Source organism: Novosphingobium sp. ST904 (assembly GCF_001298105.1).
Taxonomy (GTDB): Bacteria; Pseudomonadota; Alphaproteobacteria; order Sphingomonadales; family Sphingomonadaceae; genus Novosphingobium.
This window is the reverse complement of record NZ_LGJH01000134.1, coordinates 40,592-56,365: the sequence shown is the minus strand read 5'-3', so window position 1 is coordinate 56,365 and position 15,774 is coordinate 40,592. Positions and strand designations below refer to the sequence as shown.

Below are 15,774 nucleotides of genomic sequence, written 5' to 3'. Positions count from 1 at the left end.
GCGTCTCTCAAGGGTAAGGACGGGGGAGTGGGGCAGGTCCGGTAAAAATATTCGAGAAATTCGTCAGGAGCGGAAAAAAGAGAACCTTAGTAGAGAAGCGTCAGGAGCGGACCAACCCGCATGGTCCGGAGTTTGAGCTCGCCTGCGATCGTCGCCACTGCGCCCTCGATGTCGTTGGTATCGAAGACGCCGCTGACCTTGCGCGTTGCCAGCGCGGACCGCGCCACCACTATGCGGCCGTGACGGTAACGGTTGAACCGGGCGACCGCATCTCCCAGTGGCGCCGCATTGACGATCAGGCGTCCGCGCTGCCAACTCAGGGCCTGATCCACGTCGATCCGCCTCGTTACTCTGAGACCGCCTGCGCCATATTCGACCTGCTGTCCGGGCGACAGGACGGCCGCGCGGGCCGTCGATCCGCCGCTCGCCGAAACGCGGACCTGGTGCTCCGCCACGGTCACGCTCACCGATCCGGGAACGCGGTCCACGATGAAGCGGGTGCCCAGGGCGCGTGCCTCGCCGTTGGCGGCCGACACGATGAAGGGACGATTCCCCGCCCGTGCTTTCGGAACGGCTGCAAAGGCTGCGACCCCCGCCAGAAGATCGACGCGGCGTTCCGTTCCGCTGAACCGCGCGGCTATGGCGCTGTCCGGGCCGAGTTGCACGCGCGATCCGTCCGCCAGCGTCACCATCCGGGTTTCTCCGGTTCCGGTGCGATAGTCCGCCCGCAACATGGTCAGCGGATCGCCGTACCACAGCGAGCCCGTGCCGATGAGGAGGGCCGCGCAGGCGGCGATGGCACCCGCGCTCACGATCCGGTGCAAGGCGCGGTTCCGCAAGCTGGGAGCCACCGCGTGAGCTGCGGGGGGCAAGTCTTCCAGCAGGCGGCCGGGATGTTCGGCAAGGGCGCCGAGACTGGCCCAGGTCGATCTGGCGTGGGCAAAGGCCGCCGCATGGCGACGATCTGCCTGGAGCCAGGCATCGAGCGCCTGCTTTTCATGCTCGCCGAGAGGTTCGCCGCCGAGCCGGATGATCCATTCCACCGCGATATCGTCGATCCGCTGCCCGTCGGCAGGTGTTTCGCTGTTCATGATCGCCCGCCCCTGACGGAAGATCGCCTCGTGCGATCACCATGGAGGACGGTCGGCGCGTCCATCGGGAGTAAAATTCGCTGCATCGCCATGTCTATTGGAGCTTCAGGCGCTTGATCGCATGGGCCAGCGCCATACGCAGGTGCTTTTGCACGGAACTCTCCGAAATGCCGAGGCGGTCTGCCGTCTCGGCATAGCTGAGGCCCTCGATCTTGTTCAGCACGAACACATGCCGGGTTCGTTCCGGTAACTCGCCTACTACGTCATGCAGGCGTTCGAGCGTCTGCCGAGCCGCGACGGTGTCATCCACCGCGGGGATATCTTCGGGGACATTGGCAATACGCTCGTCATCCGCGTGTTCGGTGTAGCGCCGTTCCGGCTTGCGGACGTGGTCTATCGCGAGGTTGTGCGCGGTGCGATAGAGATAGGACCGGGCATTGCCGATCGTATCCAGCCGTCCGCTCTCCGCGATCCGCACGAAAGCATCCTGAGTGAGGTCTGCGGCCAGAACCGGGTCTCGCAGCTTCCGTGTAAGATAATCCTGCACCGAGCGCTTATGCGTCAGATACAGGCGTTTCAGCGCCCGATCCGCCAAGACTCGCCACCCGTTCAAGCATTACAGAGAGATAGCCGCTAGGGCATTTGCGACCGGTTCGCAACAGTGTTGCCGGCCTTAGGCTGCGTGGAAACTTCGCCGCCTAGCGCAGTGCCATCCGGTCCATCTTCTTGAGCAGGCCTACCCGGGAGAGGCCCAGTTCACGCGCGGTATGCGTGTGATTGTGGCCCGTGCGTTCCAGCGCTTCGGTGATGCGCCGCCGTTCCAGTTCCATCACTTCCTCCTGCAACGACTGGCGGGAGGAAGGCGGCGGGCTTTCGGCGACGGCCGTTGCGGCATCCTCTCCCATGGCGAAGGCGAGGTCGGCGATGCCGATGACCCTGCCACCGGGGCTCTGGGGGGCCAGCGCGGCGGCGCATTCGACTACCGAACGCAGTTCGCGCACGTTTCCGGGCCAGCCATGGCCTTCCAGCCATTCCAGTGCGCCGGGCGCAAAATGGGCGGGAGCACCATCGATGCGCCGCAGGAACACCCTGGCCAGCAGCGCCACGTCTCCGGCTCGGTCCTCAAGGGCCGGCACCTTGAGGACGACGCCTTTCAACCGGTAGTAGAGATCCTCGCGGAAGCTGCCCTCGGCCACGGCGGCGGCAAGGTCGCGGTGCGTGGCGGCAATTATCCGGACATTCGCATGACGAACGTCCCGTGCGCCGACCGGCTGGTAGCTGCCATCGGCGAGAAAGCGCAGCAGCTTGACCTGCATCGCCGCCGGCATCTCACCGATTTCGTCAAGGAACAGGGTTCCGTGCGACGCGGTTTCGACAAGCCCGGGTCGGTCGGCGTGGGCCCCGGTGAAGCTGCCCTTGAGGTGGCCGAACAATTCGCTTTCGAGCAGGTCCGCCGGAACCGCGCCGCAATGGACCGGGACCAGCGTGCGCGCCGCGCGCGGCGAGGCAGCGTGTATCGCCCGCGCCACGAGTTCCTTGCCGGTGCCGCTCGGCCCCAGCACCATGACCGGCAAGGTGGTGGGGGCCACGCGGCGGATCAGGTCGCGCAAGGACACCATGGCCTGCGATTGGCCGATAAGGCCCATGTCTTCGGCGGCATGTTCGCGGGCCTGGGCCGCGGCGAGTTCCCGGGCCAGACGCGCGCGTTCCAGCGCGCGTTCGACGACGACCTTGAGCATGTCCGGGTCGACCGGCTTGGCGAGGAAATCCCATGCACCCGCCTCGATCGCCTTGAGCGCGAGGGGCTGGTCCGCGTGGCCTGTCATCACCACGACCGGAGAGGGCGCGAATTGGCGGATCAGGGCGAGACCGGCTTCGGGATCGTGGTGGGGCGGCATTGCGAGGTCCAGCAGGACCACGTCGGCTCCATGGGCCTCGAAGGCGGACCGCGCCGTGTCGCCGTCACCTGCGGTGATCACCTCGTGTCCCAGCGAGCGCAGCCATCCGGCGGTCAGGCGCTGGAATGCGGGTTCGTCATCGGCCAGCAGGATCATAGGGCTCTCTCGAAAGTCAGGCGAAAGCAGGTTGACCAGCCGGGGCGGTCGGCGAGTGTCACGGTGCCGCCGTGTGCCTCCATGATCCGCCGGACGATGGCGAGGCCAAGGCCCGTCCCTCCCGGACGGCGAGACACGAAGGGGCGGAACAGGTTTGCCGCGATTTCGGGCGCGATGCCCGGGCCATCATCGCAGACGTCGATGGTGACGGCGCGACCATCCTCGGCGATCACCGACACCTGTGTTCCCATGGCGCGGGCATTGTCGATCAGGTTCGTCAGTGCCCTGACCAGGGCCATCCGGTCCGCCATCACTTCCAGGTCCGGCGGCACCTGGGTGTCCACCCCGAACGAGGTGAGCAGTTCACTCAGACGCAGCGGCCGGGGGGCGACCGTCCAGGCGCGGGCATAGTCGAGAATATCGGTGACGAGCGCGTTCATCCGCGCCACCTGCTCGCCGATTTCGGCGCGGACGCCGGGCGGTGCGGCTGTGGCGGCCATCTGGACGATGCCCAGCGGGTTTCGCAGATCGTGCGCCACCGTTGCCGCAAGAGCGCCCAGTTCGGCAAGGCGCGCTTCGCGTTCCGCATCGACGAGGCGGCGTGCGGAGGACAGGCGCCTTGCGCTTTCGGCGGCAATCTCGGCGAAGCGCTCGGCAGCGTGGCGGGTGGCTGCGGGGGCATCTTCCCAACCGCGCAGGGAGACGGAATCCCCGTCTATCCGAAGGTCGGGCCCCCCTGCAGGAAGCGCAAGGTGTCGTTGCAGCAGCTCATTGGCCATGGCCGTCAGTTCTGTCTCGTCGGAAGCCTGTGCCAGAAGGTCGCGCCATCCCGCGATGTCCGCTTCTTCGATCCGCGCGCCGGGAAAGACGAAGCGATCGGCCATGCGCTTGAGCGGGGTGAGGATCGCCAGTCCCAGCATGAGCGTGGCGGCCAGTGCGGTCCAGGTCGCGAGGAAACCCATCGGACGATCCGCAAGGGCCAGCGGCAATGCGGCGATGAATACGCTTGCCCCTCCGGCCCCCGCGATGAGCAGCAGCCAGACCAGGGCGCGGCGTGCCCAGACATCGGCCAGCATGAAGTTGTGGCGCACGATGCCGTAGACGAGCGCAACCGAATAGAGGGGCAGGAGCAGTACCGGCCATGGGTAGGCATCGATCCCGAACGCGGGAAAGGCAAAGCCGGAGAGAGCCGCGAGGCCAAGCAGGCTGGAGACGAATACGGCGCCGGCCTGTTGTCCCTGCAGCCCGGCCTGCCGCCGCCGGACCCGGAGGAGCCGCAGATGTCCCGCGACCGACAGGACGCCGCCACGCCCAGCACACCCCATCCCACCGGCGAAGGGACGAAGAAGCCCGCAAACCCGTGCCAGGGTATGACCTCGCCGACCCCGAAGAGGAGCCCGACCATGGCGGCGAAGCTTGCCAGGGCATAGCTTGCCAGCGCGACAGGGCGCAACGATCCGCATAGCGCGAATGCAAAGACAAGGTGGACGAAGGCAGCAGCGGGCAGGGGCGAGAGAGCGATGAGGGGGACGGTGAACGGCCCGGCCCGCAGGCCGATGACGGCCGGCGCCACTTGCGCGATGCTCCAGATGCCCACTCCGGCAAGGAAGGCGGCGAGCAGTGACGATCCCGGCAGCTTTCGGGCGCGCATCAGCACGAAGCCTCCCAGCAGCAAGCTGGCAATCGCTGTCAGCGTGAGCGCGCCGACGTAGGCAGTGATGCCGATCGCTGTATCCATCGTTGACGGCTCTATCATCGTTTTCCGTTCACGTCGTTAACATCTGCGCGGGCCGGGACCTCGAAAAAGCTCGGATTCCGGGCATTCACGGAATGATCGAGCAATTGGCATGCCACTTGCGAATGGGTTGCCGACGCCGCGCCAAGCCGGAGCGGCGATTCCGAAGGAAACTGCCATGTTGATACCGATTGCCGCCCTTCTGCTGACTTATGCGCTGACTGCGCTGATCGCGACGCTTGCTGCGGTAGTGCTGTGGCGACCGCTCTCGATCCTGCTGGCCGAACTGTGCGGGACGGAGCAGCGCTCGCGGTTCTGGGCAGTCTGGTCGGTGGTGATGATGGTGGCCACGCCGATGCTGTCCGTTTCGCTGAGAGGCGTTGCCACGATCCGACCGAGCTTGTGCAGGGGACCATGACGAGCGCTCTCATGGGTGTGCTTCTGGCGCTCGTCGGCATGGGCTTCGCGGTATGGAGCCGCACCCCCCGCCACGCTTTCCATGACGCCTGAGGAGGAAGGGATGCGGGTACTCGTCGTCGGAGCCGGAGGCTTCATCGGGCGGCATCTGGTAGGACGGCTGGTAGCCGAAGGACTGCAGGTCGTCGCTGCCGGGCGCGAACCGACGAGCCTGTCGCGCAGGCTTGCCGGTGTGGAAACCATCGCCTGCGATCTCGCCCGCGACGATCGCGCGCAATGGGCCGAAAGGCTGCGCGGGGTCGACGCGATCGTGAACTGCGCCGGGATCATCGGACGGGGAGCCGACTATGCCGGCGTGCACGAACACGGTGCCACAGCGCTGTTCGACGCGGCTCTCGCGGCAGGGGTGGGCAGGGTGATCCAGGTTTCGGCGCTGGGGGCTGACCACACCGGCGTCACGCCTTACCATGCAGCAAGCGCGCGGCGGACGATTATCTCGCGCGGCTCGGAGCGGATGGGACAGTGATGGGCTGGGCGGTCGTGCGGCCGTCGCTGGTGCTCGGCAGGGGGGGCGCGAGCATGGCGTTGTTCGCGGCGCTCGCCGCCTTGCCCATCGTTCCGCGTCTCGGAACCGGGCAATGGCAGGTGCAGCCGATCCATGTCGACGATCTCGTCGATATCCTGCTGCGTCTGCTTCGAGCGCCTGCCCCGCTGCATCATCGCCTCGATGCCGTTGGGCCTGAGCCGATGACCACCGATGAACTGACTGCCGTCATCCGGCGCTGGCTGGGCCGGGGCAGGGCGCCGCAGCTTGCTGTCCCCCGCAATCTGCTGGCGCTGGCCGCTCGCCTCGGGATCGGTCCGGCGACACCGGAGAGCCTGGCAATGCTGGAGGCAGGGAACACCGCGCCGATGGCGCACCTTCTTGAAGCGACGGAGGGCAGGCCCAGCCCCGTCGAGCAGATGCTTGCATTGCATCCGGCGACGGCGGCCGACGTGGCGGCAGCCCGGCTGGCGCCGGTGATCCCGGTGGCGCGGTGGTTGCTGGCGCTGGTCTGGCTCGCCGGGGGACTGGTCTCGATCGGAGCGGCGCCGGGCTTCGCGATCGATGCCTGGCTCGCAAAGCTGGGATTGGGCGGCGCGGCTGCTTTCGCCGTGCTCTGGGCCGGATCGCTGGCCGACATTGCGGTGGGACTGGCCATTGCGGCCCGGCGGCACGGCGCCGCGCTTGTGGGCGTGGCGCTGATGGGCGTCTATACCGCGATCCTCACCACGATCGCCCCCGAACTCTGGGCGGACCCGTTCGGGCCGCTCGTCAAGAACCTTGCCGTGCTCGGCCTTTCGCTGGTCGTGCATGTTCTGGAGACGCGCCGTGGATGATTACCTGCTTCTCAAGCTGATCCATATTCTCAGTTCCACGCTGCTGTTCGGAACCGGCCTCGGCACCGCGTTCCACGGCTGGATGGTGAACCGGAGCGGACCGCTGGCCGCGCGTCGGGCGGTGAACCGCAATGTGGTTCTGGCAGACTGGCTGTTCACGACACCCGCCGTTATCGTCCAACCGGTGACGGGCGTGTGGCTGGCGCGGATCGCGGGCTTTCCGCTGACGAGCGGCTGGCTGGTGCTGGCCATGGCGCTCTATGTCGTCGTGGGGGCCTGCTGGGTACCGGTGGTCTTCATCCAGATCGCGATGCGCCGGATCGCCGACGAGACCCCTGATGGCGAAGCGCTGCCGGCGTGCTACTTGCGTCTCTCGCGCTGGTGGTTCGCGCTCGGCTGGCCGGCATTCGCCGGGGTGATCGTCATCTTCTGGCTGATGGTAGCCAAACCGGAGATCGTGTTGTGAGCCCGCCGTTGTTTCGCCAGTTGCTCGGAAAAGAGATGGATGCACTGCCGCCGCTGCTGCAGGAGGCGCATGACGCTTCCGACAGACAGCGTTGGGAGGGGCTTGCCGACATCACGGTCAGCCGTAATCCCGCCGCTTGGCTGCTGTGCCGAGTGATGAATCTGCCTGCGCGGGGCCGGGGCGTGCCGGTTACGGTGATCTTCGAGAGAAGTGAGGGCCATGAGAACTGGCTGCGGACATTCGCTGGCCGCAGCTATCGAAGTGAGCTCTCCGTCAAAGGCGGGCGCGTGGTGGAGCGGATGGGCCCGGCCACAAATGTTTTCCGGCTGTCGGTGAAGGACGGACGGTTGCTGCTGGACCTTGAGGAATTCCGGTTTCTCGGCCTGGGCCTGCCTTCCTGGCTGCGGCCTCGCTGCCACGCCAGCGAGCGGGAGGAGCGGGGGCGCAACATATTCGACGTGCCGGTCAGTGTTCCTTGGCTGGGCCGTGTCATTCGCTACACAGGCAGCATGGAACGGCGCGATGCCTGAAGGTCACCCGATCATCCTGTTCGACGGGAACTGCGTACTTTGCTCCGCCAATGCGCAGTTCGTCCTGAAGCACGACCGGGCGCGGCGGTACCTTCTGGCGCCGATGCAGGGCGAGATCGGGGCTGCGCTGTTCCGGCAGCACGGCGTCGATCTTCTCGACCCTGACACGATTCTGGTGATCGACGGTAAGAAGGTGCTTCGGGACAGCGATGCCGTCATTTCCATTTACGCGGGATTGGGATGGCCGTGGCGCATCGCCGGCGCGGCCCGCTTCGTCCCTCGTTTCGTGCGGGACCGCGCCTATCGCCTGATCGCGCGCAACCGCTATCGGATCTTCGGCCGCCGGGAGACGTGCTGGTTGCCCCTGCCGGAGGATGCGGATCGCATGCTCTGACAGCCGCCCGGATACGGTACGGCGCTCTGCCTACAATTCGCGTCCGATGGGATAGAGCCCTGCGCGGTCGTCGCCGAACGGCGTATGGGCAACAAGCCAGGCAAGGCGCGCATCGGCATCGTTCGCGAATTGCGCGTCCTGCGCCAGCCTGCTCTCGAATTGGGCGCGAACCTGGGGGTCGGCTCGGAGCAGTTCTTCCGCCACGGACAGGCTGGCAAGGCGGTCAGGTGTATCCGGCATCTGGATCATGCCGGGAAAGAAGCCCCAGGCGAGGAACGAATCCACTGCTTCGGGTTCCAGCAATTCGGCGGCAAGCAGCCCGCGCGGCTGATCCCGCGGAATGCGCAGGGAGCCTGAAGGCATCGTTTCCCGGCGGGTCTCGTGAATCATCTCGCCGGCTACCGTCATGCGTCCTTCGCTCACCGGGCCGGGCCGGGCGTGGATCAGCCGCACCATGTCGAGATCCAGGGTGCGCGGAGCCTCGATGCGTTCATAGGCGATGCCGTGCAGGTCTAGCCGCCGGATCACTTCGGTGGCGCCCGCAGGAACCCACCAGGCTTCGGGCAGGGTGACGGTCAGCACGGGCTTCTGCCCGAACACCGGTATTCGCAGTTGGCGGGGCCTGGCGAGGTAGCGCAGTTCCATCTCGCCCGTGGCCGGGGAGCGATAGGTCTCGTGCGCCACGCCGGAAAACGTGATCCATTCCAGCGGACTGTCATCCCGCTGCCAGCGCAGGGCGAGCGTTTCGGGACGCTCGGCACGGTCGCGGGAAATGGCTCCCTGCAAGTGCGGCAGGTCCCGGGCGGTCTGGCGCAGTGCGGCTTCCATCATCGCATAGGCGCCCAGCACCCGCTGGCGGTAGGGCTTGAGGTTGTGCATTTCGACAAGGACCGTCGGTATGCGCGCGAAGTCGCCATAGCCGGTCGAATAGCGCGGTCCTTCGGCGGCGATGCGCAGGCCCTTGTCGAGATCGCGGTCGTCATTGGCGCTCGGATAGAAATGGGGGTTGTGTCCCATCCCGCGCAGGAAGGCATCCACGCCGCTGCGAAACGGGCCGTTCAGCCATTCGGTTATCGCCTGCGACTGGAAATGCCGCCCCCAGCCTGCCGAAGTGTACGTCACGTCATAGGCGTGGTCGAAGCCTTCCGAGACGTGCATGTCAATGTAGAGAACTGGGTCCAGCCGGCGCAAGAGAGACAGCATCGCCTGCGTTTCCGGTGCATCGGCTTGGCATAGTCGCGATTGAGATTGAGACCTTGCGCCGTGGCGACCGTGCCCGGATTGTCGGGGCCGCGCAGGTGCGGGAAGTTTCGCGGGCTGGCGCGCTCGTGGCCGTCGGCATTGTATATCGGAACGAAAACAAGATCGACCTTGTCGAGCAGGTCTGCCTTGCCGCGCAGCGCAATGTCGCGCAGCAGCATGAGACCGGCGTCCTTGCCGTCGATCTCGCCAGCGTGGATGCCTGCCTGTATCAGCACGACCGGCCTGTTGCTGCCGCTGCTGGCGCGGACGTGATAGAGATCCCGGCCTTCGGCGCTCTTGCCGAAGTTCTCCAGCGCCAGCAGCGGCGAGGCGGCGACCAGCTTCTCCAGCCAGGCCCGCGTTTCCTCGTGACTGGGCGTTTTCCGGAAGCCGGCCCATTCGGCGGGGGTGATCCAGGGATCGTCCATCCGGGCGATCGACCTTTCGCTTTTCCCCGACCAGGGCAACACCGGCGGGAGCGCAGGGCGCTCCTGCGCGGCTGCAGGGCCGATGGCAAGGAGCAGGCCGATCACGCCCGTTGCCGCCCCTCTCAGGGAGCGAGACGGGCATCGCAGGCGTCGCGATGGGGTAGACGATTTGTGCACGGCGATTTCGGCCTTTTTTGATCTTGCGTAGCTCGGCACCGGCTTTATGTGACAATATATCATTACGCAATTGCTCCCGCCGAAAATCGGCCGCGGGCAACACTTTGTCAGAAAGCGCTTAGACCATGCGGACCCCGCAAATGCCCGATCGTCCGGTTTCCAACGTGCTTGGTGCCGCTCTCATGCTTGGTGCTGCCACGGCGCCTCTCCCGGTCCTTGCCGCCGAAACCGATCACGAAGAGACGCGTGCCCGGGAAGAGGATCGCGATCACGACCACGCCTCGGTGGACGAGATCGTGGTGCTTGGTCGTAGCCGGATCGACCGGGTAAACGGTTCAGACCTCGTGACCGAGCGCATGTCGCAGGCGAGCATTGCCCTCGACCGGACGATCCTTGACGATTACGGCGTCCGCCGCCTCGCCGATGCGCTGGAACTGGTGAGCGGCATTTCCCAGCAGAACAATCTCGGCGGGCTGCGGGACAATTACGCGATCCGCGGATTTCTAGGCACGCCCGATACGGGCGCGGAGTATTTCGTGGACGGCTTTCTTGCCAATCGCGGCTTTGGCCCGCCGCGCGATCCCGCGAATGTCGAGCGGATCGAGGTGCTGAAAGGCCCGGTGGGGGCGGTGTTCGGTTCGGTGGACCCGGCCGGCGCGGTCAACGTGGTGACCAAGAAGCCGCAATTCGAGCAGGGCGGCACGATGACCGCGAGCGCGGGCTCCTTCGCCACCTGGCGGCTGGAGGGCGACGTGGAATCGCTGCTTGCCGCAAACCTTGCCATCCGGCTGGTCGCGCGATCGAGAACAGCGACGGTTTCCGAGACCATGTGGATTTGCGCCGCCGTCTCTTCGCGCCCTCGATCGGTTGGCGCCTCGCGCCGGGCACGACCCTGATCTACCAGGGCGAGTACATCGCCTTCCGCTCCCCCTTTGACCGGGGCATCCCGGCTATCGGCACGGATACCGAAGCGGTGCCGCGTGACCGTTTTCTCGGCGAGCCTGGCGACGGACGTGTCTCATCGACCAACTGGCGGCATCAACTCACCGTCGAGCAGGATCTGGGGCAGGGCTGGTCGCTGGTCGGCGGGGGTGCCTACCGCGATGCGCGCATCCACGGCTTCTCCTCGGAAGCCTCGACGCTGCTTGCCGATCGTACGGTGCGCCGCCAGCGCCGTTTGCGTGACTGGAATCTTGAAGACCGGTCCGCGCGGGCGGAGCTTCGCGGTGTGTTCGAGGCATTCGGCACGCATCGGCCCAGCCTGGGGGTGACGTGGTACGATCTCGACTTCGACACCTGGCAGGCCCGCTTCCGCCCCACTGCCGACAATTCCTATCCGATCGATGTCTGGAACCCCGTCTATGGCGGCGCGGCAGGATTGCTGACGCCTTTCACGTCGACACTGGAGCACCGGCAGGCCAGCGCCATCTACGCACAGGATATGTGGGAGGCGACCGACAGTCTCAGTTTCGTGGCGGGCATGCGTTACGAGCGTCTTTCGCAGAGCATCGACAACCGGCTGACCGGGCAGTCCAGCAGGATGAAGCGCAAGCCGCTGGAGTTTCGCGGAGGTGTGCGTTTCCGGCCCGATCGTCGCATTGCGTTTCACGCCAACTGGGGTGAGGGCTTCCGGCCCAACTCCAGCGTGGGCAGGGACGGCAACGCCTTCGCGCCGGAAACGGGGAAGGGCTATGAGATCGGCGCAAAGCTGGTGTTTACCGCCTTCCGCGCCGGTGTAAGCTGGTTCAGTGTGTCGAAGCGCAATATCCTGGCGGCCGATCCCGCCGATGCAAACTATCTCGCCACGGTGGGCCGCATCCGTTCGCGAGGGGTGGAGTTCGATGGTGAGATCGATCTTACGTCCCGCATCCGGCTGATCGGCAACTACGCCTACACCGATGCTGAGGCGCGCGATCCGGCGTTTCCCGGCAGCGACGTGCTCAACGTTCCGCGTCATTCCGGAACCGTGCAGCTTTTCGCGAAGCTGCCTCTGGCCGGACGCGACCTCGATCTGAGCGCGGGCGGCACTTATGTCGGGCCGCGCGCGGCGGCGCTCGACGGCGGCGACTTGAGGCTGGACGGCTACCTCAAGGCCAAGGCAAGCCTTGCTTACCCGATTACGCGGCAGCTTATGGCACGGATCGAGGTGGACAACATTCTCGACCAGACTTACGCGCAGAGCAGCTACAGCGCCTTGTGGATCTACCCGGGGGCACCGCGTTCCGTCACCGGATCGTTGGCGATGCGCTTTTGAGGAAACGCGGTTAGTGCTTCTTGCGGGCGCGTCCCTGTTCCTTTCGGGACAGTCGCGCGCCCCGCTTGCAGGTTACGGGTTACAGCTTGCCGCGCAGGGTCACCGTGACGTTGCGCGGCATGCCGTAGCGGGCGCTGCCGAGGAAGAGGCCCGAATAATACGTCTTGTCGAAGACGTTATCGAGGTGGACCGCAAGCGACAGGCGCTGCGAGAAGCGATAGCTAGCCAGCAGGTCGACGACCGCAAGGCTGCCTTGCGTGTAGACTTCGCCGTTGGGCCCTTCACCTTCCGCCGTGGTTTTGCCCTGCCAGCGCAAGTTGCCGCCCAGGGTCAGTCCTTCCAGGTTTCCTGGCAGGCGGTAGGAGGTGAACATCTTAAAGCTGTCCCTGGCGATTTGCGGCAACTGGCGCACGCCGTCGCGGTCCTTCGCCTTTGCATTGGCGAAGCCGCCCGCGACCAGCCAGCCGGGCAGTATCTCGCCGTTCACTTCCAGTTCGAAGCCGGTCGACTTCATGCCCGACACCGCGTGATAGGCGGCGCTGCCGTCGGGTGCGAAGATGCCGGGGCCATCGGCCATGGCATAGTTGTCCTGCTTCATGCGGAAGACCGCCGCGCTGGCGCTCAGCTTGCCGTCGAGGAAATCCGCCTTGAGACCCGCTTCGTAAGTATTGCCTTCGAGCGGGGCGATCACGTTGCCGTCGACGGTGCGCTGGGTCTGCGGCTCAAAGACGCTCGCATAGCTTACATATGCCGAAATGGTCTTGCTGAAGTCCAGCACGAGCCCCGCATAAGGCGTGAAGACGGCCTTTTCATCCGTTTCCCGCGTCCAGGTGCGGATGCCTGACGTGTCCTCGGCATAGCTGTCGCCCTTCCACCAGGTAAGTCGGCCGCCCGCGATCACGGAGAGCGGGGCGATCGGCTTGAGGCGGGCGACACCGGCAGCGGCGCTGGTCCGGATGCGATTGCCGGCAAGGTCGCCGGTGGGCGTCAGGTCGGGCTTGGTGGTCTCGCCGTTCTCGAAGAATTCGAAGGCGTTGACCGATTTCATGTAGTCGCCGCCATACCACCAGCCGGGGTAGGGGGTCTGGTCGTCGTCGAACTGGGCGTGGCTGAGCGAAGCGCGACATGCTGTTCCTGGCCGAATGCCTCGAAGGTGCCGCGAAGGTTGGCATATATCGCATCGAGCGTGAGGTCGGATGCCCAACGGGTGGAATAGAGCGTGCCGCCAAGGCCGGTGTCCTTGTCGATCGCGGTGCCGAAGAAGTATCCGATCGTCTCGTCGTAGGAACCGGACTTGTGCTCGGCATCAACCTGCAAGTGCCAGTTCGGGCTGAAATCGTGCGCCACCGAGGCGAACAGGTTCACGCTCTTGCGGCTGAAATCGGACCAGTTGGCGCCGCCGTTGGTGGAGCGCGAGAAGTGCGTCCGGGTGCCGTCCGTGAAGTAGAGCGGAACGCCTCCGCGTGAAGCGCCCTCGTTGCGGAAGTTCTGGTATTCCACCCCCGCGGTCAGCAGCGTGTTCGGGCCGAGGTCCGCTTCGACCACGCCATAGAGCGCCTGCCGCTTGGCGTGTTCGCGATCGATGAAGGTCTGGTTGTCCTGCCATGCCCCGGCAACGCGGGCGCGGACGTGTCCATCGGATGTCACCGCGCCGCCGAGATCCCCTTCGAGCCGGTACATGTCCCATGAGCCGAGCGTTGCCGAGACGCTGGCGCGGGTGGTTTCACCTGGGCGCTTGCGGATCATGTTGATCGCGGCGGAAGGCTGGCCGGTGCCGGTCATCATGCCGGCGGAACCGCGGATGACCTCGATCCGCTCGTAGGCGATCATGTCGGCGGTGTCTTCGGTGAAGCCGTAGAGGTTGCTCGGGCGCGCAACGCCGTCCACCAGGTAGTTCTTCACCTCGAAACCGCGCGCGGTGTAGTTCGTGCCGTCCGTACCCAGCGCGCTGGATCGGTTCGTCTGGATGCCGACGATCTGCTCCAGCACTTCGGAGATATCGTAGAGCCCCTGTTCCTGCATCCGCTCGCTGTCGATGACCGTGACCGACTGCGGCGTCTCGCGCGAGGAAAGGCTGAGGCCCGTCGTTTCGGTGGCGCCGGTAACGACGATCGCGTCAGGGTCAGGCCCTTCGGTAACGGCTGCGTCAGGGGCGGTTTCTTCGGTGGCGGCTGCGGCATGGGCATTGGCAGCCGTCAACAGGCTGATCGCGAGCACGGATGAAAGGGAACAACACGCGCGGATCTTGGCTCTGACGGACATTCTGGGTTCCCCTCATGGCGATGTCCGGAGAACCCGGCATCAGTTGGGGGCGGCCACTAATGAGAATGCTTCTCACATGCAATATACTGGCAATGTTCGATTGGACGAACAGCAATTTATCGGCCGGATTATGCTATGTTGTTGCAAATAGGTCGCAGTATCGCTTCAAGGGCGACCGTCAGCCCGCGCTGAAGCGTAGCGCGGCGCCGTTCATGCAATAGCGCAGGCCCGTGGGCGGCGGTCCGTCGTCGAAGACATGGCCGAGGTGCCCCGCGCAACGCGCGCAGCGAACTTCCTTGCGGATCATTCCCAGGCTGCGGTCCTGCCGCAAGGTGATCGCGCCGGGAAGATGATCCTGGAAGCTGGGCCAGCCCGTGCCGGTGTCGAACTTGGTTTGCGATGAAAACAGCGGCAGGGCGCAGCCGGCGCAGAGGAACCGGCCCTTGCGGTGTTCGCCGAGGAGCGGGCTCGAATAGGCACGTTCCGTGGCGCCCCGGCGCAGGACGGCGAAGGCCGGCGGCGGCAGGCGGGCCCGCCATTGGGCGTCCGACAGCGAGAGCCACGGCTCTGACGCCGCGCCGAGGCATGGGGCCGAGCAGAGGGCCGCGGCGATGAAGCCGCAACCGGCAAGGAATGCGCGGCGGCTGGGCCCTTGATCCTTGGGGTCTTGATCCTGGGTGTTCATCGGCCGTCATCCTGAAGGATTGCGGAGGCCGTCCACGGGAAGTCGGCTTCCGCCGGAATCCCGTGGATGAGCCGGTTCATCATCTCACGGCATCAGCACCGTGTCGACGACATGGATCACGCCGTTGGACTGCATGACGTCCGCGATGGTGATCCTGGCCTTGCCGCCCTTGGCATCGGTCAGCCACCATGCGCCTGCCTTGTCCTTCCACGCGGTCAGCATTTCGCCTTGCACGGTGGTAAGCATGGCCTTTCCGCCGTGAGCCTTGGCATTCGCGGCGATATCGGCGGCGCTCATCCGTCCCGGCACCACGTGATAGGTCAGTATGCCGGTAAGCATGGCCTTGTTCTCGGGCTTCAGGAGCATATCTACCGTGCCCGCCGGAAGTTTGGAAAACGCGGCATTGGTCGGGGCGAACACCGTGAACGGCCCCGCGCTCTTGAGCGTGTCGACAAGCCCGGCCGCCTTTACCGCGGCGACAAGGGTGGTGTGGTCCCTGGAATTGACGGCATTGTCGATGATGTCCTTGTTCGCATACATCGCGGCCCCGCCGACCATGGGGTCCTTAGCTTCGACGGCCGCCGCGCCGGTCATGAGAACGGCGGTGGCGATGAGGGCTGCTAGTGTTCTGGATCGCACTTTCATCTGAGGCATCCTTC

At 65.7% G+C, this 15,774-nt stretch carries 19 protein-coding genes; 9 read left to right on the top strand and 10 right to left on the bottom strand.

The annotated features are described in order from the left end of the window. Positions 1-86: 86 nt before the first annotated feature. The 4 genes from ADT71_RS09385 to ADT71_RS09370 all read right to left on the bottom strand — a co-directional run bounded on the left by ADT71_RS09385 (position 87) and on the right by ADT71_RS09370 (position 4,470). The gene (locus tag ADT71_RS09385; RefSeq protein ID WP_054436380.1) at positions 87-1,091 is read right to left on the bottom strand and encodes a FecR family protein; all 1,005 of its coding nucleotides are present in this window, start codon (positions 1,089-1,091) and stop codon (positions 87-89) included. A gap of 94 nt (positions 1,092-1,185) precedes the next feature. After that, positions 1,186-1,686: an RNA polymerase sigma factor gene (locus tag ADT71_RS09380; protein ID WP_054436379.1), complete on the bottom strand. Its 501-nt coding sequence runs from the start codon at positions 1,684-1,686 to the stop codon at positions 1,186-1,188. Positions 1,687-1,789: 103 nt separating this feature from the next. Next, positions 1,790-3,145, bottom strand: a complete 1,356-nt coding sequence (locus ADT71_RS09375) for a sigma-54 dependent transcriptional regulator (protein WP_054436378.1) — start codon at positions 3,143-3,145, stop codon at positions 1,790-1,792. Further along, complete coding sequence (locus ADT71_RS09370) at positions 3,142-4,470, bottom strand: HAMP domain-containing sensor histidine kinase (protein ID WP_231635761.1); 1,329 nt, start codon at positions 4,468-4,470, stop codon at positions 3,142-3,144. Before ADT71_RS09370 ends, ADT71_RS09375 begins: the two co-directional genes overlap by 4 nt. A 158-nt stretch (positions 4,471-4,628) precedes the next feature. Between ADT71_RS09370 and ADT71_RS33405 the strand changes: the two genes are divergently transcribed. From ADT71_RS33405 to ADT71_RS09345, 7 genes are all read left to right on the top strand, one after another. Further along, positions 4,629-4,769 (top strand): hypothetical protein, encoded by a 141-nt coding sequence (locus ADT71_RS33405; protein ID WP_231635760.1) that lies wholly within the window; start codon positions 4,629-4,631, stop codon positions 4,767-4,769. Between the two features lie 289 nt (positions 4,770-5,058). Next, on the top strand, positions 5,059-5,298 hold the full coding sequence (locus ADT71_RS09365; protein ID WP_231635759.1) for a hypothetical protein: 240 nt from the start codon (positions 5,059-5,061) through the stop codon (positions 5,296-5,298). A gap of 102 nt (positions 5,299-5,400) precedes the next feature. Then, the gene (locus ADT71_RS33400) at positions 5,401-5,823 is read left to right on the top strand and encodes an SDR family NAD(P)-dependent oxidoreductase (protein WP_231635758.1); all 423 of its coding nucleotides are present in this window, start codon (positions 5,401-5,403) and stop codon (positions 5,821-5,823) included. Then, positions 5,823-6,677 (top strand): SDR family oxidoreductase, encoded by an 855-nt coding sequence (locus tag ADT71_RS09360; protein ID WP_231635763.1) that lies wholly within the window; start codon positions 5,823-5,825, stop codon positions 6,675-6,677. Before ADT71_RS33400 ends, ADT71_RS09360 begins: the two co-directional genes overlap by 1 nt. Continuing rightward, positions 6,670-7,143, top strand: coding sequence for a DUF2269 domain-containing protein (locus tag ADT71_RS09355; protein WP_054436377.1), 474 nt, complete (start codon positions 6,670-6,672; stop codon positions 7,141-7,143). The genes ADT71_RS09360 and ADT71_RS09355 overlap by 8 nt, the downstream gene beginning before the upstream one ends. Further along, entirely contained in the window at positions 7,140-7,673 is a 534-nt protein-coding gene (locus ADT71_RS09350; RefSeq protein WP_054436376.1) for a DUF4166 domain-containing protein, read from the top strand. Before ADT71_RS09355 ends, ADT71_RS09350 begins: the two co-directional genes overlap by 4 nt. After that, a complete protein-coding gene (locus ADT71_RS09345) occupies positions 7,666-8,067 on the top strand; it encodes a thiol-disulfide oxidoreductase DCC family protein (RefSeq protein WP_054436375.1) in 402 nt (133 codons plus the stop codon). Before ADT71_RS09350 ends, ADT71_RS09345 begins: the two co-directional genes overlap by 8 nt. 30 nt (positions 8,068-8,097) lie before the next feature. On the opposite strand, the gene ADT71_RS33395 is transcribed toward ADT71_RS09345, so the two are convergent. Together ADT71_RS33395 and ADT71_RS33390 are read right to left on the bottom strand one after the other, a co-directional pair. Then, positions 8,098-9,270, bottom strand: a complete 1,173-nt coding sequence (locus tag ADT71_RS33395; RefSeq protein ID WP_231635757.1) for a hypothetical protein — start codon at positions 9,268-9,270, stop codon at positions 8,098-8,100. Further along, positions 9,186-9,842: a M14 family zinc carboxypeptidase gene (locus ADT71_RS33390; RefSeq protein ID WP_231635756.1), complete on the bottom strand. Its 657-nt coding sequence runs from the start codon at positions 9,840-9,842 to the stop codon at positions 9,186-9,188. The genes ADT71_RS33395 and ADT71_RS33390 overlap by 85 nt, the downstream gene beginning before the upstream one ends. A 197-nt stretch (positions 9,843-10,039) precedes the next feature. On the opposite strand from ADT71_RS33390, the gene ADT71_RS09335 reads away from it, so the two are divergent. Together ADT71_RS09335 and ADT71_RS09330 are read left to right on the top strand one after the other, a co-directional pair. Further along, positions 10,040-10,810 carry a TonB-dependent receptor plug domain-containing protein gene (locus tag ADT71_RS09335; RefSeq protein ID WP_082370251.1) on the top strand — a complete coding sequence of 257 codons (771 nt, stop codon included), beginning with the start codon at positions 10,040-10,042 and terminating at the stop codon, positions 10,808-10,810. Beyond that, a complete protein-coding gene (locus ADT71_RS09330) occupies positions 10,750-12,168 on the top strand; it encodes a TonB-dependent siderophore receptor (protein WP_054436373.1) in 1,419 nt (472 codons plus the stop codon). Before ADT71_RS09335 ends, ADT71_RS09330 begins: the two co-directional genes overlap by 61 nt. 79 nt (positions 12,169-12,247) lie before the next feature. On the opposite strand, the gene ADT71_RS33385 is transcribed toward ADT71_RS09330, so the two are convergent. The 4 genes from ADT71_RS33385 to ADT71_RS09315 form a co-directional block, all read right to left on the bottom strand. Next, positions 12,248-13,216, bottom strand: a complete 969-nt coding sequence (locus ADT71_RS33385; protein WP_231635755.1) for a TonB-dependent siderophore receptor — start codon at positions 13,214-13,216, stop codon at positions 12,248-12,250. Further along, entirely contained in the window at positions 13,213-14,430 is a 1,218-nt protein-coding gene (locus ADT71_RS33380) for a TonB-dependent siderophore receptor (protein WP_231635754.1), read from the bottom strand. Before ADT71_RS33380 ends, ADT71_RS33385 begins: the two co-directional genes overlap by 4 nt. Positions 14,431-14,608: 178 nt before the next feature. Next, positions 14,609-15,115, bottom strand: coding sequence for a peptide-methionine (R)-S-oxide reductase MsrB (gene msrB, locus ADT71_RS09320; RefSeq protein ID WP_054436372.1), 507 nt, complete (start codon positions 15,113-15,115; stop codon positions 14,609-14,611). Between the two features lie 84 nt (positions 15,116-15,199). Next, positions 15,200-15,760 (bottom strand): fasciclin domain-containing protein, encoded by a 561-nt coding sequence (locus ADT71_RS09315; protein WP_054436391.1) that lies wholly within the window; start codon positions 15,758-15,760, stop codon positions 15,200-15,202. Between the last annotated feature and the right edge of the window lie 14 nt (positions 15,761-15,774).